The sequence below is a fragment of the Mycobacterium sherrisii genome, assembly GCF_002102355.1.
Taxonomy (GTDB): Bacteria; Actinomycetota; Actinomycetes; order Mycobacteriales; family Mycobacteriaceae; genus Mycobacterium; species Mycobacterium sherrisii.
Genome location: NZ_LQPT01000092.1, coordinates 54,046 through 75,999 on the forward strand (window position 1 = coordinate 54,046; position 21,954 = coordinate 75,999).

At 67.0% G+C, this 21,954-nt stretch carries 20 protein-coding genes and 1 riboswitch; of the genes, 13 read left to right on the forward strand and 7 right to left on the reverse strand.

Annotated features, from left to right (window positions below; genetic code table 11):
* The first annotated feature begins 127 nt into the window (after window positions 1-127).
* Window positions 128-1,102, forward strand: a complete 975-nt coding sequence (locus AWC25_RS18645; RefSeq protein WP_158089763.1) for a LacI family DNA-binding transcriptional regulator — start codon at window positions 128-130, stop codon at window positions 1,100-1,102.
* Here the strand turns inward: AWC25_RS18645 and AWC25_RS18650 are convergent.
* Both AWC25_RS18650 and AWC25_RS18655 read right to left on the reverse strand, forming a co-directional pair.
* Window positions 1,099-1,911 (reverse strand): carbon-nitrogen hydrolase family protein, encoded by an 813-nt coding sequence (locus AWC25_RS18650; RefSeq protein ID WP_084229473.1) that lies wholly within the window; start codon window positions 1,909-1,911, stop codon window positions 1,099-1,101. The two genes, AWC25_RS18645 and AWC25_RS18650, sit on opposite strands and share 4 nt — an antisense overlap.
* Window positions 1,908-3,074 carry a M24 family metallopeptidase gene (locus AWC25_RS18655; RefSeq protein ID WP_085167254.1) on the reverse strand — a complete coding sequence of 389 codons (1,167 nt, stop codon included), beginning with the start codon at window positions 3,072-3,074 and terminating at the stop codon, window positions 1,908-1,910. The genes AWC25_RS18650 and AWC25_RS18655 overlap by 4 nt, the downstream gene beginning before the upstream one ends.
* A 469-nt stretch (window positions 3,075-3,543) precedes the next feature.
* On the opposite strand from AWC25_RS18655, the gene AWC25_RS18660 reads away from it, so the two are divergent.
* The 10 genes from AWC25_RS18660 (at window position 3,544) to AWC25_RS18705 (ending at window position 16,711) form a co-directional block, all read left to right on the forward strand.
* Window positions 3,544-4,338 carry a creatininase family protein gene (locus tag AWC25_RS18660; RefSeq protein ID WP_069401806.1) on the forward strand — a complete coding sequence of 265 codons (795 nt, stop codon included), beginning with the start codon at window positions 3,544-3,546 and terminating at the stop codon, window positions 4,336-4,338.
* A complete protein-coding gene (locus tag AWC25_RS18665) occupies window positions 4,325-5,707 on the forward strand; it encodes a glutamate--ammonia ligase (protein WP_085167255.1) in 1,383 nt (460 codons plus the stop codon). Before AWC25_RS18660 ends, AWC25_RS18665 begins: the two co-directional genes overlap by 14 nt.
* Before the next feature lie 13 nt (window positions 5,708-5,720).
* The gene (locus tag AWC25_RS18670) at window positions 5,721-6,341 is read left to right on the forward strand and encodes a TetR/AcrR family transcriptional regulator (RefSeq protein ID WP_158089764.1); all 621 of its coding nucleotides are present in this window, start codon (window positions 5,721-5,723) and stop codon (window positions 6,339-6,341) included.
* 73 nt (window positions 6,342-6,414) lie between these two features.
* Entirely contained in the window at window positions 6,415-7,122 is a 708-nt protein-coding gene (locus tag AWC25_RS18675) for a TetR/AcrR family transcriptional regulator (protein ID WP_069401803.1), read from the forward strand.
* Window positions 7,123-7,650: 528 nt separating this feature from the next.
* Window positions 7,651-9,003 carry a PPE family protein gene (locus tag AWC25_RS18680; protein WP_069401802.1) on the forward strand — a complete coding sequence of 451 codons (1,353 nt, stop codon included), beginning with the start codon at window positions 7,651-7,653 and terminating at the stop codon, window positions 9,001-9,003.
* Window positions 9,004-9,011: 8 nt separating this feature from the next.
* Entirely contained in the window at window positions 9,012-10,385 is a 1,374-nt protein-coding gene (locus tag AWC25_RS18685) for a PPE family protein (protein ID WP_085167257.1), read from the forward strand.
* 159 nt (window positions 10,386-10,544) lie between these two features.
* Window positions 10,545-10,607: riboswitch (guanidine-III (ykkC-III) riboswitch) on the forward strand.
* A 110-nt stretch (window positions 10,608-10,717) separates the two neighbouring features.
* The gene (locus tag AWC25_RS18690; protein ID WP_069401800.1) at window positions 10,718-11,881 is read left to right on the forward strand and encodes an agmatinase family protein; all 1,164 of its coding nucleotides are present in this window, start codon (window positions 10,718-10,720) and stop codon (window positions 11,879-11,881) included.
* Window positions 11,882-12,419: 538 nt separating this feature from the next.
* Window positions 12,420-13,781 (forward strand): PPE family protein, encoded by a 1,362-nt coding sequence (locus AWC25_RS27710; protein ID WP_085167258.1) that lies wholly within the window; start codon window positions 12,420-12,422, stop codon window positions 13,779-13,781.
* The gene (locus AWC25_RS27715; RefSeq protein WP_280523411.1) at window positions 13,778-15,157 is read left to right on the forward strand and encodes a PPE family protein; all 1,380 of its coding nucleotides are present in this window, start codon (window positions 13,778-13,780) and stop codon (window positions 15,155-15,157) included. The genes AWC25_RS27710 and AWC25_RS27715 overlap by 4 nt, the downstream gene beginning before the upstream one ends.
* A 99-nt stretch (window positions 15,158-15,256) precedes the next feature.
* Entirely contained in the window at window positions 15,257-16,711 is a 1,455-nt protein-coding gene (locus AWC25_RS18705) for an APC family permease (protein WP_232327192.1), read from the forward strand.
* An 18-nt stretch (window positions 16,712-16,729) separates the two neighbouring features.
* Here the strand turns inward: AWC25_RS18705 and AWC25_RS18710 are convergent, their stop codons facing one another.
* The 5 genes from AWC25_RS18710 to AWC25_RS18730 are packed head-to-tail and all read right to left on the reverse strand — an operon-like array spanning window position 16,730 to window position 20,188.
* Window positions 16,730-17,365 carry an urease accessory protein UreF gene (locus AWC25_RS18710; protein WP_069401796.1) on the reverse strand — a complete coding sequence of 212 codons (636 nt, stop codon included), beginning with the start codon at window positions 17,363-17,365 and terminating at the stop codon, window positions 16,730-16,732.
* 7 nt (window positions 17,366-17,372) lie between these two features.
* Window positions 17,373-19,106 (reverse strand): urease subunit alpha, encoded by a 1,734-nt coding sequence (locus tag AWC25_RS18715; RefSeq protein WP_069401795.1) that lies wholly within the window; start codon window positions 19,104-19,106, stop codon window positions 17,373-17,375.
* On the reverse strand, window positions 19,106-19,417 hold the full coding sequence (locus tag AWC25_RS18720) for an urease subunit beta (RefSeq protein ID WP_069401794.1): 312 nt from the start codon (window positions 19,415-19,417) through the stop codon (window positions 19,106-19,108). The genes AWC25_RS18715 and AWC25_RS18720 overlap by 1 nt, the downstream gene beginning before the upstream one ends.
* Window positions 19,414-19,716, reverse strand: coding sequence for an urease subunit gamma (locus tag AWC25_RS18725; protein WP_069401793.1), 303 nt, complete (start codon window positions 19,714-19,716; stop codon window positions 19,414-19,416). The genes AWC25_RS18720 and AWC25_RS18725 overlap by 4 nt, the downstream gene beginning before the upstream one ends.
* A 49-nt stretch (window positions 19,717-19,765) precedes the next feature.
* On the reverse strand, window positions 19,766-20,188 hold the full coding sequence (locus tag AWC25_RS18730) for a PaaI family thioesterase (RefSeq protein WP_069401792.1): 423 nt from the start codon (window positions 20,186-20,188) through the stop codon (window positions 19,766-19,768).
* A 376-nt stretch (window positions 20,189-20,564) separates the two neighbouring features.
* Between AWC25_RS18730 and AWC25_RS18735 the strand changes: the two genes are divergently transcribed.
* Both AWC25_RS18735 and AWC25_RS18740 read left to right on the forward strand, forming a co-directional pair.
* Window positions 20,565-20,981, forward strand: coding sequence for a BlaI/MecI/CopY family transcriptional regulator (locus AWC25_RS18735; protein WP_069401791.1), 417 nt, complete (start codon window positions 20,565-20,567; stop codon window positions 20,979-20,981).
* A gap of 14 nt (window positions 20,982-20,995) precedes the next feature.
* A complete protein-coding gene (locus AWC25_RS18740; protein ID WP_069401790.1) occupies window positions 20,996-21,946 on the forward strand; it encodes a M56 family metallopeptidase in 951 nt (316 codons plus the stop codon).
* Window positions 21,947-21,954: the final 8 nt, after the last annotated feature.

Below are 21,954 nucleotides of genomic sequence, written 5' to 3' on the forward strand. Positions count from 1 at the left end.
CGGCCCCGACACCCGAAGCCTGGTGTAACCTCACGGCTGAATCGTTTCGGCAGTCCCTCCTGAGGCGGGGTGTGGTGGGTCTTCTCATCGCGGGCAGTGCATGGCCCGGATAGCCGATCGCAGCAGGGTGACCATCAAGGACGTGGCGCGGGCCGCCAACGTCTCGGTCACAACGGTTTCCGATGCGCTCTCCGGAAATGGCCGGTTGACGGCCAAGACCCGCAGCCGGGTGCGCGCAGTGGCCGACAAGCTGGGTTACCGGCCCAGTGCCGCCGCGCGCAGCCTGGTCGGTGCACGCACCGGGCTGCTGGTCTTGTCGGTCGGCGCACCGGCAGCCGAGGCCGCCTCGTTGTGGAGTATCGACTTCTTCGTCAACCTGATGACCGCCGCGGCCATTCGGTCGTCGACGCACGGGTTTGCGCTGGCGCTGTCACCAGAATCGTTGTCGCCCAACCTTTCTTACGATGGCGCGATCATCGTCGATCCCACCGCCGACGACGAGAGTCTGCTGGTGCGGGCGACCCGCGCCGGCGTCCCGGTGGTCACCGTGGGCCGGACGATGGCAGACCATCCCTGGGTCGACAACGACTACCCCACCGTCATCCCCGCGGTCCTGGACCACCTTCGCTCGTCCGGAGCGCGCAGACCCGCACTGCTGGCCGGCGATCCGACAGCATCCTACGTACGTGACGCCGTTGAGCACTACACCCGGTGGTGCCGGGTGCATCGCTGTGCCAGCCGGATCTCCTACGTCGACGGCGGCAGCACCGAGGAGTCCGGACGTGCTGCGGCGAAGCGGCTGCTGTCGGGTCGCGGCCGATCCGACGCCGTGCTGGCCACGCTGGATCGGCTCGCGCTGGGCGTCACCGCGGCGGCCGGCGAACTCGGCTTGTCGATACCTGACGACGTTCTGGTGGCCGCGCTGGGCGACAGCACCATGATCCAGCACTTGCCGGTGCCGATCACCGCTGTTGACCTGATGCCCGCCGAAATGGGTGCGGTGGCAATAGATTCGCTGGTGGCACGGATCAACGGCGGCGACGTGGCACTGCAAACCATTGTGCCGGGGCGTGTGCTGCCGCGGGCAAGCTCGCAGCGCTAGGACGGTCGGTTATGGGACCGGTACAGCGCCGGTCGGAGCTGGCGCAGGTAGTCGACCTCGGCGGGCGGGTCGCGGCGCAGGGTCACGTCGACGACGCGAACCCGCCGCCCACAGCCCAGATCGGCCACGACACGACCGTTCGGGTCGACGACTCGTGACCCACCGGCGAAGTCGAAACCCGACTCGCTGCCAATGCGGTTCACATAGACCAGCGGAGTGCGATTGTCGAGGGCACGTGCGCGCGACGCCACCAAATGATCCTCGTGGAACGCCGCCATGTTCGCCGCAATCACGATGAACACGTCGGGGCGTTGAAAGGCAAGGGTACGAGCCACTTCGGCGAACTCCATGTCGAAGCAGATCATCGGGGCCAGCCGTGCCGACGCCACGTCTACGCACGCCAGCTCCGCACCCGCATCGAAGGCGCCCGACTCGACACCGAAAAGGTGGGTCTTTCGATAGTTTCCCGCGATCTCTCCCCCGGCGCCGACGACCAACATCGAGTTGTAGACCCGTCCGCCGGCGTCCCGCTCGAGATAACCTCCGACGAACACGGTTTCGGATTCCGCGCATGCTTGGCGGATTGCCGATACCGACGTCGAGTCGGTGCCCAGCGCCAACTCCGCGAGACGATCGGTTTGATACCCCGTGACGAACAATTCGGGGAATACGGCAATGTCGCTGTCCGGATTCTTGCTGAGCAGGGCCCGAATCCGCCGAACATTTGCGTCGATGTCACGCGCGGCCGGGCTTTCCTGTACCAGCAGGAAGCGCAGCCGGCCTGAGCCGTCGCGGCCGGTCCGCGTCACAGGCCGTCAAGACCGTAGCCTGCCGGCGAAAGCCTGCGCAGGCCGTCGCGCTCGACGACGTAGTTATCTTCGAGCTTGAGCAGGATGTAGCGTCCGTCGACTTCCAGGCCCGTCTCCGGCTCCAGGGCGATAACGCTGTTCTCGACCAGCACTTGATCGCGATCGGTCAGCGATCCGCGGTACACCGTAGGCAATTCACAGGCGCGCAGCCCCACCCCGTGCCCGATCGCATACGGAGTGGTGGGCAAGCCCTCGGAGCGCAGGTACTTGTTCACCGCCTCGTCGATTTGCGACACGCGCACACCGGGTTTGGCGGACTCGGCGACGACTTCGTGCGCCTTGAGTAGCTTGGCGTAAGCCGTTTTGATCTCGGCGCGCGTGTCGCCGCCCACGAAGCCGGTCCGCGCGATGTCCGAGGCGTAGCCGCACCGGCCGTACAGGCCGATGTCGAAGAAGTACGGATCGCCTTCGGCGAGCACGGTGCCCTCGGCGAACCACCCGCCGTCGCCACGGCCATGGTTACACAACGAATGACTCAAAAACTCCGGCCCGCTGGCTTGCAGGGTCGCCATGATCGCCGCCAGCACGTCGTGGTCGGTCATCCCGGCCTCGGCAGCCTTGAATCCGGCTTCTGCGCCCAGCGAATTGACGATGCTGGCATCCTCGAGCAGCCGGATCTCCTCCGGGGTTTTGCGGATGCGGATGTCGTAGAGCTCGCGACCGATCGGGACGAAGTCCGCCGCGGGAAGAGCGCCTTTGAGGCGCTGCAGCACGGCCGGATCGATCAATTCGATCCCCACCTTTGTGGCTCCCGTCAACGCGCCGGTCAAACCCGCAGTCCACGTCTCGGGATGCCCGACCATCGGCGACCACGAGGGCATCGGATGGATCTTGCTGATCCAGGGCAGGTCTGCGACGGGCGCGGCGTGCGTCTCGTCGATCCACGGTGCAAAGATCTCGGTCCGGCCGTCGCGATCGACGACGGCGGCGAACCAGTCGAACGCCTCGGCGATGATCTGCGTGCGGTAATCCGTCGCGTAGCGGATGTGATCGAACCCCGTCAGCAGCAGGTGTGATAGCCCGTGTCGGCGCATCAGATCGGCGACCGCTTCGCGGCGATCGCTGCGCAACCGATCGATGTCGACGGTAGACCAGTCGTACATGGTGATGTCCTCTCGGTGCGACCGCGGATCGCGGGAACAATTGCGATTGAACAAGACTCGGCACAGATAGCGAGCTCGACGCCATACTTGCAGAAACGTTCCGGCATGTCTACCGCGGCACCGCTGGTGGCGGTGCCCGTGCGGGCAAATCTGCGAAATGTATTGGTATTCCCCCGGTCACGCCGCACTCGGCATCCGCTGGGGGTCTTCGGTTACATCGCGGACACTTCTCGGAAATGGCGTCGACACGAAAGCCGCCTAGCGTCCACCTCAGATCCCCGACGGGGGTCCGCGCCTAGGGTTCCGCTCGCGAGAGGCCTGGACCGAGGGGGGCACCCGCACACGCTCGTGCGGTACACCAGGGGACAAAAGCCCGGAAGGATCACGGAGCCTGCGCTCCGAATTATCGGAGGGCACCAGTGCCTCTGGTAACACCCGGTAGCTGGTACCCCGGCCGGTCTGCGGTCTGATGAGATGGGGCGAATGTACGTCGACGCGGATCGGACGGCTCGAGCTGGACGGCCGCGTCGGTCTCGTGCCGGTGGGCGCGACCGAACAGCACGGGCCGCACCTGCCGACCGACACCGACACCCGGATCGCGCAGGCGATATGCGATGCTGCCGCCGCCAGCTGTGCTGCCACCATCGTGTTGCCGCCGGTAAGCATCGGCTGCAGCCTGGGTCACGGCACGGCGTTCCCCGGCACGCTGTCGCTGTTTCCGGAGGAGCTGGCCAGGTTACTGATCCGGATCGCCGAGTGGTCGGCGCTGAGCGGTCTGCGGAAGCTGATCTTCGTCAACGCGCACATGGGAAACGTTGCGGCGCTTGGGATGGCAACCGACCGGCTGCGCTTTGTGCGGCCCGACCTGAGATCGACGTGGGTCGACTGGTGGGATGCCACCCCGGCGATCACCGCCGAGGTGATGGCCGATGGTGCGGACATCCACGCCAATCGTGCGGAGACCTCGCTGGCGTTGCACTTGTTCCCGGAGCTGGTCGACCGGCCGGCCATGCTCGATGCGGATGATCCAGACCGCACCGGCGCGTTGATCTTTCGTTACACCGCCGAGGTGCTGTCGGGCAACGGTGTTACCGGTGAGCCATCGCGAGCCACGGCGTCGCTGGGCAACAGCCTGTTCGACGCTGTCGTCGAGGTGGTCGTCCACAAGGTTCTGGCCGGAGTCTCCGAAGAGCCGCCGTTGCCACGGACACTGCATCCGCCGCGCGCACTTCGATTCGAGGAGGCAACCGATGGACACCGTTAACGCCGTGGAGCCCGCACACCGGGAGATCGCGGAGGCGTTGGGACGCCAAGGGGTGAAGTACGCCATGAGCTCGTGGATCGATGTCCATGGCCGGCCCAAAACGAAGGTGGTGCCCATCGAGCGGCTCCCCGAGATGCTGGCCGGGTCCGAGCGATTCACTCCCCGAGGCATCACCGGCTTCGGCGCAATGGACCCGCACGAAGAAGAGTCCGTGGCGCTGCCGGACCTTGCGACGCTCCGGCAGCTTTCCTGGGACAAGCGATTCGTGTGGATGGCCGCCGATTTGCTGCTGGGCGGCACCACGGCGCATGACCAGTGTCCGCGCAGTATCTTGAAGGCCCAACTGGGTAGAGCGCGAGAACTGGGTTTTGACTTCAAGCTGGGCGTCGAGACGGAAGTCTTCGTGTTCGACCCGGCGCAGCCCGGCGGCGGTACCGGCTACCTGAATCCGCTCGCCCGGACCGGCGGACTGAAGCCCAGCCCCGCCTACGACGCCGAAGCCACGCTGGACGCCGCGGGCTTCCTCGACGACTTCGTGAGTGCCCTGCAAGACAGCGACTTCGGGGTGTTCAGCTTCGACCACGAAGGTGGTGACGGCCAATACGAGTTCGACTTCGCCTACGACGACGCGCTCGAGATGGCCGACCGGATCACCTACTTTCGCGTGATGATTCGGCAGATCGCCAAGCGGCACGGGCTGGCCGCCACCTTCATGCCCAAGCCATACACCGAGGCATGGGGATCGGGCCACCACTACAACATGAGTCTCGTGTCGTCCAGCACGGGGAACAATGTGATGTGCGACGCCGCCGATCCGCGTGGATTGGGTTGGAGCCCAACGGCATATCAGTTCATTGCGGGTCTGATGCGGCACGCGGATGCCCTCGCGGCGGTCGTGACACCCACGGTGAATTCCTACAAGAGGCTGAACCCCCGCCTGGCCGACGGTACGGCGTCGTGGGCACCGGCCTGGTCGGCTTACGGCGTACAGAACCGGTCGTGCATGCTGCGACTACCGAAAAACCGTCCAGCGATCGAAAACCGCGCCGTCGACTCGGCAGCCAACACCTACCTGGCGGCGGCCTTCCTGCTGGCGGCCGGCCTCGACGGCCTGGAACATGCGAGGGATCCCGGAGATCCGGTGGACGTGGCATTGACAGACACCCGGCCGAATCCCTCGCTCAACGCGGTCCGGTTGCCGCGCAACCTACTTGAGGCCACGGAGGCGTTTGCCCAGAGCGAACTCGCCGGTCGCGTCTTCCCCAAGCGCTTCGTCTCCGAATACGTCGACATGAAATACGCGGAGTGGGATTCCTACCACAGCACGGTCACCGATTGGGAACGTGACCGCTATCTGTATTCGCTCTGAGACGGGGTGGACCGTGGCACACTCTTCCGGATTGTCGACGCGCTCCCAACATCGCCGCCGGGCGGTGTTGCGGTCCACCGTGGCCGTGCTGCGGCGACGTGGATTCGACGCGGTCACCAGCCGGGCCGTCGCCCAGGAAGGGGGCCTGCCGGAACAGACCGTGCGGGCCTTCTACGCATCGCGTGACGACCTGCTGGCCGCCGGCTTGAAATTCATGCTGAACGGGTGGATCGAACAAGCCAACGATTTCGTCAAGCGGCTGCCCTGCCAGCTCGGCCTCAACGAAACGGCCCGTCTGATCACCGAGGTCGCGACGGTGCACCCCGCCGAGGACGGATCGTTGACCCGCGCAACGATCTCGGGCGTGTACGAGCGCTACCTACAGGCGGGGAAGCACTCCGAGCTGACCTCGTTGATCGGTGCTTACAACGAGATCCTGGCCGGCCTGGTTGCACAGGTGCTGGCCCGTAACGGCCGCTCCGTCGGTCCGCAGGTGGCCCGTGCCGTCCTCGCCGTTGCCGACGGCACCGTTCTCTACGAACTCGCGGCCGGCGAGAATCCCGTGCCCCGGGCCATTGAGATGCTCGAGTTCGCCATACCGCGGCTGTGTGCGCCGGCGTCCTCGGCACCGTGACGTGCCACGCCAGCTAGGCGTAGTGCCCAACCCACCGAGCAATTCGCGGCCAGTTGATGGCATCCTCTTGTGAATGACAGCAGTCCGCCGCGGACGTCCCAGGATCATCGATCAGCGCAGACCTGGTGAGACCCCACGAGAGGAAATCCTCGACGCCGCCGCCGAGCTGTTTACCGCGTGCGGATACACCGCAACATCGACACGGGCGATTGCCGATGCCGTGGGCATCCGGCAAAGCAGCATCTATCACCACTTCCAGACAAAGGACGACATCCTCGACAACCTGCTGGTCCGCACCGTCGACGCCTCGGCCAGGCTGGCACAGCGACTGTCCGACTACCCCAGCTCCCCGGCGAGTCGCCTCTATGTCATGGTCTGGTACGACTCGCATCAGTTGCTGGCGGGCCGTTGGAATCTCGGTGCGCTGTTTCAGCTTCCGGAGATCCGCGGTACCAAATTCCCCCATTTCGAATCTCGGCGCGAATACCTGCGGGAGTGTTACCGCACGCTTGCCCGGCAGACGTGCTCCGACTCGAATCTGTGGAAGAACAAGCACCAGGTCGAGATGACCGTCGCGACGGAGTTGCCGTTCCACTTCGTCGAGACCTCGATCCAGATCCGCGCGGATAACCCCGAGTGGGTGGCCGAGGCCGGACCCGGCGCCATCGCCGCAGGCATCGCCGACTCCTGCCTTCGTGCGCTCACCGCGGGATGTACGGCCGCTTTGAAGGTGAAGGCCCACCGCATCCGCGACGAGCTGGCGCTCGACATGGCCGGGTAGCGCGCAGACAATGTTTGCGGCAGGCCGGTTTTGAACCACCGGTCGCGCCGTCACGCTGGATGTATGACGGGCATTGCGGCGCCTGACCGATTTGCCGCTGAGGTCCGAAGTTTCGATTGCGGCACCCGGGCTCGTCGTCCACTGCCGGTGCGGCTCCGCACCTTTGGCGTCGTACGCGCGCGGTGTTTTTGAAACGCGATCGAAACACGATACTCATCAGCATGATCCAAATGACTCCTACTATTCCTATCAACCGATAGAAATAGTGACACGAAGTCGAAACACGCAGTCCGGCAGCGTGAGTCGGCGTAAGTCGGGGGGCTGGTACGGCAGCTCGGCGCTGTCGGTCGGTGCAGTGCGCAACCGTCGCGCAAACGCCGGCACGGGGGCGAGGCGGCTGTTTTCGCCGATCGCGCGTGGCGGCGCACGGTAGCCCAAAAGCCAACGCGCACAACCAGCCTGCCGCGCCATCGACTTGGCTCGGGGCCGTTTCGTTCGGCGCCGCGGTGACTGTTACGGAGGTGTTCAGTGGATTTTGCGGCTCTGCCGCCCGAGGTGATTTCGGGTCGGATGTATGTGGGTGCGGGGTCGGGTCCGTTGGTGGGGGCGGCTGCTGCGTGGGGTGCGTTGGCGCAGACGTTGAGTTTTGCGGCGTCGTCGTATCGGGCGGTGGTGTCGGAGTTGGCGGGTGGGCCGTGGTTGGGTCCGTCGTCGTTGTCGATGGTGGCTGCGGTTTCTCCGTATGTGTCGTGGATGAGTGGTACTGCGGAGTTGGTGGGGCGCACGGCTAGTCAGGTGGGGATGGCGGCGGCGGCGTATGAGGCGGCGTTTGCGGCGACGGTGCCGCCGGCGGAGATTGAGTTGAATCGGGCGTTGTTGGCGTCGTTGGTGGCTACCAACGTGTTTGGGCAGAACACTCCGGCGATTGCGGCGACTGAGGCGCAGTATGGGCAGATGTGGGCTCAGGATGTGTCGATGATGCAGGGGTACGCGGAGGCGTCGGCGGCGGCGACGAGGTTGACGCCGTTTAGTGCGCCGTCGCAGACCACGAGTTCGGATGGGACGAGCAATCAGGGGACGGCCGTGGGCAAGGCCGCCGCCTCGGCCGCGGGCCCGGGTGCGCAATCGGCACTGTCGCACGTGCCTGAGACGCTGCAGAGCCTCGCCGCCGGGTCGTCCAACCCGTTGTCGCCGATCAGCCCGGGAGGCATCTTCAGCAGTGACGGCGGCTCCGGACTCAACACCTTCACCGAGAACCTCGGAAACTGGGCGTTGGTCCTCAGCGGACCGTTGTTCACCGCATCCGGTATCACACCCATCCTGGGCGGTCTGTACGGGCTCGCAGTCCCGACGGCCGCGGCGGTGGCCGGCGACGTTACTCCCGCGGACGCGGGTCTTGGCACACTGGTGAATTCGCGCAGCGCCGGAGCGGGTGCGGTGTCGGCGGGTGTCGGTACGGCGGCCACCGTTGGTGAGTTGTCGGTGCCACAGTCCTGGGGCACCTCCCCCGCGATTCGGTTGGCCGGCAGCGCAACTGCGTTGCCGGTCGCCGGCCCGCCGGCGGTGCCGCAGGTCGAGGGGGCGGCACCATTCTTCGGCGGCATTCCGCCGGTGGGCAGCCTGGTCAATGCCCCCCGAGGGGAGCAGACACGCATTCGATCGGGCCCGGCACAGAAAGTGGTGCCGTCGTTGCCCGGAGAACCGGACGTGGCCGAGCGCCCACCCGTCCCCACCGGCCAACCTCGCCCGGCCCGCCGGCATGTATCGAGCGCGTTGAGCGAAAGCGAGCGCGAGGAACTCGCCAAGCTGCGCAAGGAACTCGCCGAGGTGTCGACCGAACGAGATGCCGCGGCACGCCTGATCAAGGAAGCGATGTTATGAGTGGCCTGATGGATTTTGCGGCTCTGCCGCCCGAGGTGATTTCGGGTCGGATGTATGTGGGTGCGGGGTCGGGTCCGTTGGTGGGGGCGGCTGCTGCGTGGGGTGCGTTGGCGCAGACGTTGAGTTTTGCGGCGTCGTCGTATCGGGCGGTGGTGTCGGAGTTGGCGGGTGGGCCGTGGTTGGGTCCGTCGTCGTTGTCGATGGTGGCTGCGGTTTCTCCGTATGTGTCGTGGATGAGTGGTACTGCGGAGTTGGTGGGGCGCACGGCTAGTCAGGTGGGGATGGCGGCGGCGGCGTATGAGGCGGCGTTTGCGGCGACGGTGCCGCCGGCGGAGATTGAGTTGAATCGGGCGTTGTTGGCGTCGTTGGTGGCTACCAACGTGTTTGGGCAGAACACTCCGGCGATTGCGGCGACTGAGGCGCAGTATGGGCAGATGTGGGCTCAGGATGTGTCGATGATGCAGGGGTACGCGGAGGCGTCGGCGGCGGCGACGAGGTTGACGCCGTTTAGTGCGCCGTCGCAGACCACGAGTTCGGATGGGACGAGCAATCAGGGGACGGCCGTGGGCAAGGCCGCCGCCTCGGCCGCGGGCCCGGGTGCGCAATCGGCACTGTCGAACCTGCCCAGCATGCTGCAGCGCGCGTCGGCGGGGACCTCCTCCGAGTCGTCGCAAACATCGTCGGCGCCCGCCTCGATCCTGGACTTGTTCAACAATTTCAGTGCGAATACCGTTGGCTACCAGATTCTTTCGGAAGGCTTGAACTTCGATGCGTCGGGGGCCCTGCTGACCCTCGACCCCCCGGTCGCCGCGGCCTGGAATCCGTTGGTCAGTGCACTCTCGGCGCCGGCCACCGCCGCGTCGGCGGCATCTGACGTGTCGGGCTCGGCGCTGGCGTCGAGCAGCGGGGTGGGCGGCCCCGCCGCGGCGGGCCTGGGCAACGCGGTATCTGCCGGTCTGGGCCAGTCGGCGTCGGCCGGCGGGCTGTCGGTGCCGCAAACGTGGGACACGTCCACCCCGATTCGGTTGGCTGCGTCCGAATCGTCCGGCGCGGGACTGGATGCGCTGCCGCGGACGGGGGCTTTCTATGGCGGTATGCCGACGATGGGCCCGGTCGCCAGCGTCGTCAATGCGCCGCGCGGCGACCAGGGTCGGCTGCGGGCAGGTGCACGCCACAAGATGATTCCGGCAGTCGCCGGAGCGTCGGGGATGCACGACGATCCCGCCGGCCGGTGGATCGAACCGACGGAGCCCGACGACGACCTGATCAGCGAGCGCGACGAACTCAACCAGCTGCGCAAGGCGATCGTCGATGTGACCAGACAGCGCGACGTCCTCAAGCGCACGGCCGCGACCTTGATTCAGGAGGCAACCCACAAGTAGCCCCACAAGTAGCCCTATGCGGCACCGGTCATGACGCTGCTCAACGACATGACGCTCACCCGAATCATCGCGTCGCACTAGACATTGCCAGGAAAGTCACAGCTGTCTGACAACGGCGCAATCTTGCCATTCATGCTCGGGTGGGTAGCTTGTATAGCGGCGTAGCCATATGGGCCGCCCGGACGAGCTCGCCGTACCCGGACAGCGACAAGACGGCGAATACGGGGTGTGTGGCGCGCCGGTGCCCAGAGCGGGTGTTTGAGTTCACTGCTGATTTGCCGGTCGCCGAGTCATCCTCTGCCGTATTTGGTACTCGACGAGAGGAAGCAGTGATGTTCAATCCGTTCGCCGGTCAGGCCGACATCCCCAACCGGGAGGGTGCGTGGGCCCAGCAGGCCGAGGCGGAACTGTCCACCCGCCGTCACCGCGAGGAGATCGAGCGCTGCCTGGCCCACGGGCTTGAAGCCGCGCCGACCATCAACGACCGCACGCTGTCGACGTTTGCGCGCGGTGAATTGCCGCACTTCGCCGGGGAGCGTGGGACGTTTCTGAAGTGCCCGTTTCTCGAGGATGTGCATGATGTGGGCGACGCCGAGGTGGCGGTCTTCGGGGCACCACTAGACGCGGGGACCACCTATCGGCCGGGCACGCGGTTCGGCCCGATGGGAATTCGCCGCTCTACCAACCTCTTTGGCACGTATTGTTACGAGCTCGGTGTGGATCTGCGCGAGCAGCTCAACATCGTCGACATCGGCGACGTCGTCACCATTCCGGCCAACATCGAGAAGTCGTTCGACCAGATCAGCACCGCGATGTCGCACGTGGTGTCGCAGGGCGTGTTTCCGGTGATTCTGGGTGGTGATCACTCGATCGGGTTCCCGACGGTGCGCGGGCTGGCCCCCCACATGGACGGCAACGTCGGCATCATCCACTTCGATCGACATGTCGACACCCAGGAGACCGATCTCGACGAGCGGATGCACACCACACCGTGGTTCCACGCCACCAACATCAAGAACGCGCCCGCCACGAACCTGGTGCAGATCGGCATCGGCGGGTGGCAGGCCCCGCGGGCCGGTGTCCAGGTGGGCCGGCAGCGCGGCAGCACCGTGATCACGGTCGGTGACGTGGAGCGAGTGGGCATCGAGAAGGTCGCCGAGATCGCCCTGGAGACCGCTTGGAAGGACGCCAAGGCCGTGTATCTGTCGTTCGACATCGACGTGATCGATGCGGGTTTCGTGCCCGGTACCGGCTGGCCCGAGCCGGGCGGCCTGCTGCCCCGGGAGGCGCTCAACCTGATCCGGCTGATCTCGGAGCCCGGGTTGAATGGCATCGAGGTGGTGGAGTGCTCACCGCCGTATGACTGGGCCGAACAGACCGCGTTGATGAGCAGCCGGGTCATCCTGGACAGCCTGGCGGTAATGGTGCGCGCGGGCAAACTGGGCAAAAAACCGGCCGCCCTCAACCGGCACGCCTGGGGACCCTACACCGATTAGCGGCGCCGGCGGTCGCGTGATCAGCCCTCGGCTAACCGCCCCATCCGTGCCCACATGCGATGAACATGCCTGCGGTGCAATGGATCTGAGGGAGGCGCCCCTCATCGCGTAACCCCGTGACCGCGGACATCCAGGCCGCTAGACATGGCCGCCCTGAGGTTGCTTGGCGGTCATGTAGCGAATGATTATTCCGAGGTGGTGCGGCCCTTCTCTGGGCGCCTGCCGGAAGTACGCGCCACCCGTTCCGATGGCTGACACGCCACCGCTGGAACATCCGAACCCCCATGATAGGCCTTGTCCTACAGCATGATTCAACCGACAGCGTTGCGCGATGCGGGCGCCGCCGGGGCCGGGCCCTGACGGGTCTCGACGGCGTCGACAGACGCCGGGGGCACGGCCTCTCAGCAAATTGCCAGTGATTAACCATAGTTATTACAGGCGCACTGGTGGATATTGCTACTCATGCGGCGGTCACAGTCCAATTCGATCCGGCCGCAGGCGATTTGGCGGCTGGGGGGCGTGTGACGGGGGTTCGGTGATGGATTTTGCGGCGCTGCCGCCGGAGGTCAACTCCGGCCGCATGTACGCCGGCGCGGGAGTGGGGACGCTGCTGGCCGCAACGTCGGCGTGGGACGCACTGGCGGCGGAGTTGAGTGTGGCGGCGGGGTCGTATCGGTCGGTGGTGGCGGAGTTGACGGGTGGGCCGTGGGTGGGTCCGTCGTCGACGGTGATGGCGGCTGCGGTGGCTCCGTTTGTGTCGTGGCTGAGTGGTGTTGCGGTGCAGGCGCAGCAGACGGCGGGTCAGCTTGCGGCGGCGGTGGCGGCCTATGAGGCGGCGTTTGCGGCGACGGTGCCGCCGGCGCAGATTGAGGTGAATCGGGCGTTGTTGGCGTCGTTGGTGGCCACGAATGTGTTGGGGCAGAACACGCCGGCGATTGCGGCGACCGAGGCGCAGTACGGCGAGATGTGGGCGCAAGACGCCGCGGCGATGTATGGCTATGCGGGGGCGTCGGCGGCGGCGACCAGGGTGACTGCCTTCAGCGCGCCACCACAGACCACCGACCCATCGGGCACCACCAACCAAACCAGCGCGGTCGGGCAAGCCGCCGGATCCGCGGTTGGGCCCGGCGCACGCTCGGCGCTCGCGAACGTCCCCAACCTGCTGCAGAATCTTTCGGCGGGCTCGATCGCCACCCCGGCGGACCTCGACCCCGGCCTGGGCGGCCTGCTCGACGCCCCGAGTGGCGGCCCCACCGGACTCAACCTGTTCACCCAGAATGTCGGGAACTGGGCCCTGGTCCTCAGTGGGCCGTTGTTCACCGCATCCGGGATTACGCCGCTGCTGGGCGGACTGTACGGGCTGGCGTTGCCCACAGCCGCGGCCGTGGCCTCCGACGTTTCGCCGGCGGACGCCGGACTAGGCAACCTGGTGAGTTCCGCCGGCCCGGCCGCCGGTTCGGTATCGGCGAGCGTGGGCAAGGCGGCCACGGTTGGCGAGTTGTCGGTCCCCCAAACATGGGGCTCCGCGCCCTCGGTTCGGTTGGCCGCCAGCGCATCTGCGCTTCCGGTGGCCGGGCCCGCCGGCGTGCCGGCGGGTGCGGCGGTGCCGGGCGGATTTTTCGGCGTTCCCCCGATCGGCAGCCTGGTCAACGCGCCCCGGGGCGAGCAGACCCGGGCGCGCAGCGGCTCGGACCAAAAAGTCATTCCGGCAATGCCCGGCGAGCCCGGGCCCGCCGAGCAGATTGCCGCGCCCACGCGGCCGCAACCGGCCCGCCGCCACGTGGCCAGCGAGCTCAGCGAAGCCGAGCGCGACGAGCTGGAGAAGTTGCGCAAGGGCATCGCCGAAGTCGCATCGGAGCGCGATGCGGCAGCCCGCCTGATCAAGGAGGCGATGCTGTGACCGCGCCGATGGATTTTGCGGCGCTGCCGCCGGAGGTCAACTCCGGCCGCATGTACGCCGGCGCGGGAGCGGGCTCGTGGGCGTCGGCCGGCGCCGCCTGGACGAAGCTGGCGGCGGAGTTGAGTGTGGCGGCGGGGTCGTATCGGTCGGTGGTGGCGGAGTTGACGGGTGGGCCGTGGGTGGGTCCGTCGTCGACGGTGATGGCGGCTGCGGTGGCTCCGTTTGTGTCGTGGCTGAGTGGTGTTGCGGTGCAGGCGCAGCAGACGGCGGGTCAGCTTGCGGCGGCGGTGGCGGCCTATGAGGCGGCGTTTGCGGCGACGGTGCCGCCGGCGCAGATTGAGGTGAATCGGGCGTTGTTGGCGTCGTTGGTGGCCACGAATGTGTTGGGGCAGAACACGCCGGCGATTGCGGCGACCGAGGCGCAGTACGGCGCGATGTGGGCGCAAGACGCCGCGGCGATGTATGGCTATGCGGGGGCGTCGGCGGCGGCGACCAGGGTGACTGCCTTCAGCGCGCCACCACAGACCACCGACCCATCGGGCACCACCAACCAAACCAGCGCCGTTGTCAGGCAAGCAGTCTCGGGGTCCAACCAAAGCGTCCAGTCGGCGCTCTCCCAGGTGCCCAATCTGCTCCGACAAGCCGGGGCGGGACCGCAGTCCGGGACACCCGCGACGCCCTCCGGGGGCTCGCTGCTGGACCTGTTCAACAACTTCAGCGCCAACACCATCGGATACCAGATCCTGTCCGAGGGGTTGAACTTCGACGCCTCCGGTACCTTGCTGACCCTGGCGCCGCCGGTCGCCGCGGCCTGGAACCCGTTGGTCAGTTCGCTGTCGGCCCCGGCGACCGCCGCCTCCTCGGTGACGGGATCCGGTTCGGCCCTGGTCAATTCCTCCGCTGCCGCGGGCTCCGGCGGGGTGTCCGCCGACGTGGGGCGAGCCGCCACGGTCGGCCAGTTGTCGGTGCCGCAATCGTGGGCCAACTCCCCCGCCGTCCGGCTGGCCGCTACCCAGTCGTCTGGTGCCAATCTGAACGCGCTCCCGCCGGCCGGGCCGATCGGGCCGGGTTTCTACGGTGGCGTGCCGCCGATGGGGCCGGTGGCCAGTGTGGTCAATGCGCCGCGAAGCGACCAGGGCCGGCTCCGAACGAGCGCACGCCACAAGGTAATTCCCGCAGCAGGTGTGGAAGCTGATCGGGAACGGGATCCCGCGCGGCACTGGGTCGAGCCCGCGCCGTCGGCCGAGGGCGACGGCGCGGTCAGCGAGCGCGACGAGCTGATCGCACTGCGCAAGGCGATGGCCGACGTCACCCGACAGCGCGACGTCCTCAAACGTACGGCCGCGACGCTGATCAAGGAGGCAACGCAGAAGTAGCGACAAACGCACTGTGCGCGTCTCGTTTTGGCCATCGACGATTGGAACTCAGAGCAGATGTTCTCCACCAAACCGGAAACCCGTTGCGCGGCAGACATTGTGACCCCCGACGACGAGGACCAGGCGCAACTCGCGGCCCTGGGATTCCAGTCCGACTTCAAACGGGACATGAGTCCCTGGGCGAACTTCTCGTTGGGGTTCACCTATCTGTCGCCGGTGGTCGGGATCTACACGGTGTTCGCCTTCGCGCTGGCGACCGCGGGCCCGCCGATGATCTGGAGCCTGCTGATCGCCGGGGCCGGACAGCTGCTGGTCGCGCTGGTGTTCAGTGAAGTGGTGGCGCAATTCCCGGTGGCCGGCGGAGTCTACCCGTGGGCCCGCCGCCTGTGGGGACGCAAGTGGGCGTGGATGACCGGCTGGGTGTACATGTTCACGCTGCTGGCGCTGTTGGCCGACGCGGCCTACGGCGCCGGTCCGTACGTGGCAGATGTGTTCGGCTTCAAGCCATCTGCGCACGCCACCGTGCTGTGTGCACTCGTCATGCTGGCGTTGGCCACGACGATCAACATGACCGGAACCAAGATACTGGGGTACTTCGCCATTTTCGGGTTCAGCGCGGAGTTGATCGGCGCCGTCGTCGTCGGGGTCTGGCTGCTGTGTACCCAGCGCCACCACAACCTCGGCGTACTTTTCCACAGCTTCGGCGCGCAAGGCCACCACAGCTACACCTACGCCTTCCTGGCCGCCAGTTTGATCGCGCTCTACCAATTCTTCGGTTTCGAAGCCTGCGGCGACGTCGCCGAGGAAGTCCGCAACCCCGGCGTTCAAATCCCAAAGGCCATGCGCCGCACCATCTACGTCGGCGGCTCGGCGGCCACCTTCGTCTGCTTGAGCCTGATCCTGTCGGTCACCGATTTCGGCGCGGTGATCAGCGGCAAGGACGCCGACCCGATCGACACCATCCTGAAGACGGCGTTCGGCGGCCTGGGCGCCAAGGTCGTCCTCTGCATCGTGCTGATCTCGTTCGTGTCGTGCGCACTGAGCCTGCAGGCCGCCGCCAGTCGGCTGATCTACTCCTACGGCCGCGACGACATGATCATCGGTTCGCGACTGTTGGCGCGGTTCGATCACAAGCGGCACGTGCCGCCGTACTCGCTGCTGATCGCTGTGATCATTCCGGCGGTGTTGATCGTCGGTTCGCTGATCTCCAGCGATGCGCTGACCAAGCTCGTCAGCTTCGGCTCGGTGGGCGTCTACATCGCCTTCCAGATGGTCGTGCTGGCCGCCCTGCGCGCCCGGGTCAACGGCTGGGTACCCAGCGGCAAGTACCGTCTGGGCCGGTGGGGAATGCCGGTCAACATCGGTGCGCTGGTCTACGGCGTCGCGGCGATAGTCAACCTGGCCTGGCCGCGCGAGCCCTACCAGCCCTGGTATGACGACTACATCATTCTGCTGATGTCGGTCACCATCATCGGGCTCGGCATCGGGTACCTCGCCCTGACCCGGGCGCACACCAAAAGCGATGCGCCGCACGCCGATGCTATCCCGAAATAGTCAGTGCCCGAACAAGGTTCACGATACGAACAGCGGCTGCTCGCGCCGCGCATGGCGTTCGGCCAAGGTGTCGAGCAAGGGGTCGGACAGATCGGCCAGTCCGGCGGCCGCCTGCGCCGCGGTGCTCTCGCACAGCTGGGCCAGCCGAAACGTCAACGCCGACACGTCGGCCGGATCGAGGGCCAGCAGCCGCTGCGCCGCGGTCGCCGAAGTCGTCATCGTGGTGTAGACGATCGCGAGGGCGTTCTGTTGCGGATCCAGGCCGCTGACTGCGCCGACCCGTCCGGATGCGACGGCAAGATGCGGCCGGGCACCCAGGTCGGTCCAGCAGGCGGTCGGCCACACGCGCCGCGCCAGTCGGATCAGCCCGCGGCCCTGGCTGCGCGATGCCTGCCGGGCCGCCAGTGCCGGTGTGCGGGCATCGGTTTCGTGCTCGGCCCGCTCGATGCCCAGCTCGCCGCGCTGGACCGCCACCGCAATCGAGGCGGTCACCAAACCATGGCTGCGGATCCTGCGGCGTAAGAAGGCCTCGAGGGTCTCGACGTTGACCACCAGGGCGCCGGCTATGGCCTCCTCGACGCCGCCGGAGTGCGCGTGCGAGCCGGCCGGTAATCGAGAATCGGCCAGGGTCAGCAGCGTCGCCAGCACGGACATGAAGATCTCAGAACAGGAAATAGCGTTGTGCCATCGGCAATTCGGCCGGCGGCTGTTCCTGCCAGACTTCACCGTCGATGCGCACGGTGAAGGTGTCCGGGTCGACCTCGATGACGGGCAACGCATCGTTGAGCGGCAAGGCCGCCTTGCCGGTCGCACTGGTGTCGCCTACCGGGACCAGTCGCCGATCGACCGCCAGTTTCTCGGCCAGGCCGGCCTCGATCGCTTGCGGGGCAACGAAATGGACCGAAGTCGCGGCCGCGGCCGCCGGCGCCGCCCCGAACATCGGCCGTGGCAGCACCGGCTGCGGGGTCGGAATGGACGCATTCGCGTCACCCATCGCCGCCCAGGCGATCATGCCGCCCTTGATCACTGCATGCGGGCGAACTCCGAAGAAGCGCGGCTCCCAAAGCACCAGGTCCGCGAGCTTGCCCACCTCCACCGATCCGATTTCGGCGTCGAGGCCGTGTGAAATAGCCGGGCAGATGGTGTATTTCGCAACGTAGCGCCGCACCCGCAGGTTATCTGCGGCTCGAGGACCAGAGCGGTCGCCGGGTAGCGCGCCGCGCCGGCGTTTCATCACGTGCGCGGTCTGCCAGGTCCGCAGCACCACCTCCCCGATGCGGCCCATCGCCTGGGAGTCGCTGCCGATCATCGAGATCGCGCCGAGGTCGTGCAGCAGATCCTCGGCCGCCATGGTGGACGGCCGAATGCGGCTTTCCGCGAACGCCAAATCCTCGGGCACCTGCGGGTTGAGGTGATGGCAGACCATCAACATGTCCAGATGCTCATCGAGGGTATTGACCGAATGCGGGCGGGTCGGGTTAGTGGAGCTGGGCAGCACGTTCGGTTGCCCGGCCACCCGAATGATGTCGGGGGCGTGGCCGCCGCCGGCGCCTTCGGTGTGATACGTGTGGATGGACCGGCCGGCGATCGCGGCCAGGGTGTCCTCGACGAAGCCCGTCTCGTTGAGGGTGTCGGTATGCAACGCCACCTGGACCCCCGCGGCGGCCGCCACGGTCAGGCAGGCGTCGATGGCCGCGGGCGTCGACCCCCAATCTTCGTGCAGCTTGAAACCCGAAGCGCCGCCGCGTAATTGCTCCCACAGTCCCTCGGCGCTGATGGTGTTGCCCTTACCCAGTAGTGCGACGTTGACCGGCCAGCCGTCGAGCGCCTCGAGCATCCGGGCCAAATGCCACGAACCCGGGGTCACCGTGGTGGCCTTGCTGCCCTCGGCGGGACCGGTGCCGCCGCCCACGATCGTGGTGATTCCGGATCCGAGCGCCTCGGACATCAGCTGTGGGCAGATCAGGTGGACGTGACAGTCCACGGCGCCCGCGGTCACGATTCGCCCGTTGCCGGCGATGATCTCGGTGGACGGCCCCACCACCAGCCCCGGATGCACGCCGGTCATGATGTCGGGATTGCCGGCCTTCCCGATGGCGACGATGCGGCCATCGCGAATACCGATGTCGCCCTTAATGATTCCCCAATGGTCGATTATCACCGCCCCGGTGATCACGGTGTCGGGCGCGCCGTCGGCCCGAGTGGCGCGGCCTTGGCCCATCGACTCGCGCAGTACCTTGCCGCCGCCGAACACCGCCTCGTCGCCGGCCAGTCCCGGTCCCCCGCTGCGGTCTTCGGTGATCTCTACCAACAGGTCGGTGTCGGCCAGCCTGATCCGGTCACCGGTGGTGGGACCGTACAGCTGGGCGTATTGCTCCCGCGATAGGTGTGCCATCAAATATCCAGTCGTCCAGGGGGATTCAGGGTCAGACCGGGCACCTCGCGGTCCCCACGCAGCGGAACCAGATCGACGGTCTTGACGACGCCGGGCTCGAAACGCACCGCGGTCGCCGCCGGGATGTCGAGCCGGTACCCCCGGGCCGCGCCACGATCGAAGGACAACGCCGAATTGGCCTGCGGCAGGTGGACATGGCTACCCACCTGGACCGGACGGTCCCCGGTGTTGACGATCCGCATCTCGATCCGGGGGACGTCCGCGTTGATCTCGATATCGCCGCTGCCGTAAAGGATTTCGCCGGGAATCATGAGATCGGGCGGTGCACGGTGACCAGCTTGGTGCCGTCCGGAAAGGTCGCTTCCACCTGGACATCGTCGAGCATCTCCGGCACGCCCTCCATCACGTCGTCGCGACCGAGAACCTCACAACCGCTGGACATCAGCTCGGCGACCGTGCGGCCATCGCGCGCTCCCTCGAGGATGTGGTCGGTGATGATCGCGATGGCTTCGGGATGGTTGAGGCGCAGACCGCGGGCGCGGCGTTTGCGGGCCAATTCGGCGGCGTAGGAAACCAGCAGCAAGTCCTGCTCGTGCGGCGTCAGGCGCATGGTTTGGGATCCTGCCACGCCGGCCTAAAGAATTCCTGTGCAGCAAAACTCAGCTCTGCCGAGGCTCAAGATTCTGCAGCCGCACCTGCCCGCGAGCGACGACGCGATCCCGGTCGTCGGTGATCGTGACCAGCCACAACTGCTGGCGCCTGCCCCGGTGAATCGGCTCCGTAACGCCGTAGACCGTGCCCGACCCGATCGACCGTAGGAAGTCTGTGTTGTTGTTCACGCCGACGACCTCGCCGCCGCCCTGGGTGGCGAGCCAGGTGTAGGCGGACACGCTGGCCATGCTCTCCACCATCGAGCAGTACACACCGCCGTGCACCAGGCCCATCGGCTGCAGCAGTTTCGGGGTGACCTCGAGCTGAGCGCGGGCGCCGTCCGGGGTGAGCTCGGTGAATCGAAGGCCGAGCTGGTCGTCGAAGGGGGCGGTGAATCCGGCCGGGATCACCGCATCGGGAATCGATGGCACGCTCTGTGTTTACACCATGGCGGGTGTGCGTCATGCCGGATCTGCACACCGGCGGCGGCTGCTCTGTGAAAACCGCACGGAAAAACCCCGGTGAAACCCACGCGAAAAACAGGCGAGCCCCGTGCGCTGTGGCACGGGGCTCGCCGATCGAGAAGACCGGGGGTCACTGCAGCCCTCAGGACGCTCCGACGGTCTGTTGCGCTCGACCTCCATGAGTGTAGGCAAGGCTGCCCTAACTTCGCAAGGGGTAGCCTGGAATCGGCTTTGCGGTCACGGAATCCGCCGCGGCATTCGACGCGGATTCGGCCGCCGCTTATACGACCGTCGGTAGTAAGCCGGAGTACGCTGGTGACGAGCCTCAGGAGATGAAGGAACTATGGCCAAGGTGACACGGCTGGGGGACCTCGAACGCGCGGTGATGGATCACCTGTGGTCCACACCGGAACCGCAAACGGTCCGCCAAGTCCACGAGTCCCTGTCGGTGCGCCGCGACCTCGCCTACACGACGGTGATGACCGTGCTGCAGCGGTTGGCGAAGAAAAATTTGGTGTCGCAAATTCGCGACGACCGGGCCCACCGGTATGCACCCGTGCACGGACGCGACGAACTGGTCGCGGGACTCATGGTCGACGCGTTGTCCCAAGCCGAGGATTCCGGCAGCCGTCAAGCCGCGCTGGTGCACTTCGTCGAGCGTGTCGGCGCCGACGAGGCGGCGGCGCTGCGCCGCGCGCTGGCTGAATTGGAAGCGAATCAACGTGATACGCGATCGGCTGGAATTTCACCGGACGCCTGAGGGACACTAGCTATGTGTCCGCGTTGGCCTTTACCTTCCTCGCGGTCCTGCTGATTGGTCCCGCGCCAGCCCTGTTAGCGCGGGCATCCTGGCCACTGCGGGCCCCGCGCGCGGCGATGGTGCTATGGCAAGCCATCGCCGTGGCCGCCGTTCTGTCGGCGTTCAGCGCGGGGATCGCGATCGCGACCCGCATCCTCATGCCCGGCCCGGACGGTCGTCCCACGGCCAGCATCATCGGTGCCGCCGATCGGCTGGGCTGGCCGTTGTGGACCGCGTACGTCACCGCGTTCGCGTTGACCGTGCTGGTCGGGGTGCGGCTGGTGGTCGCGGTCGTGCGGGTGGCCATCGCCAACCGCCGCCGGCGGGCACACCACCGCATGGTGGTCGATCTCGTCGGCGTCGGGCACGACGCGGCACGCGCCGAACCGTGTTCGCGCACCCCGGACCTGCGCGTTCTCGACGTTGCGGAACCCATCGCCTACTGCCTGCCCGGCGTGCGCAGCCGGGTCGTGGTCAGCGAGGGGGCGCTGAGTCAGCTGACCACCGACGAAGTCGCGGCGATCCTCAGCCACGAACGGGCGCATCTGCGCGCCCGCCACGATCTGGTGCTGGAGGCCTTCACCGCGGTGCACGCCGCGTTCCCGCGATTGGTCCGCAGCTCCAACGCGCTGGGCGCCGTGCACCTCCTGGTGGAGTTGCTCGCCGACGACGCCGCGGTGCGCGCGGCCGGGCGCACTCCCCTGGCCCGGGCGCTGGTCGCCTGCGCGGCGGGGCGGGCGCCGTCGGGTGCGCTGGCCGTCGGCGGTGTCAGCACGGTGGTGCGGGTCCGGCGGCTATGTGGGCGGGGCAACAGCGCGCTGCTTGCCGCGGCCGCCTATCTGACCGCGGCGGCCGTGCTGGTGATGCCCACGGTGGCGCTGGCACTGCCCTGGCTCACCGAGCTCCGCCGGCTGTTCAACCTTTAGCGCGGGCA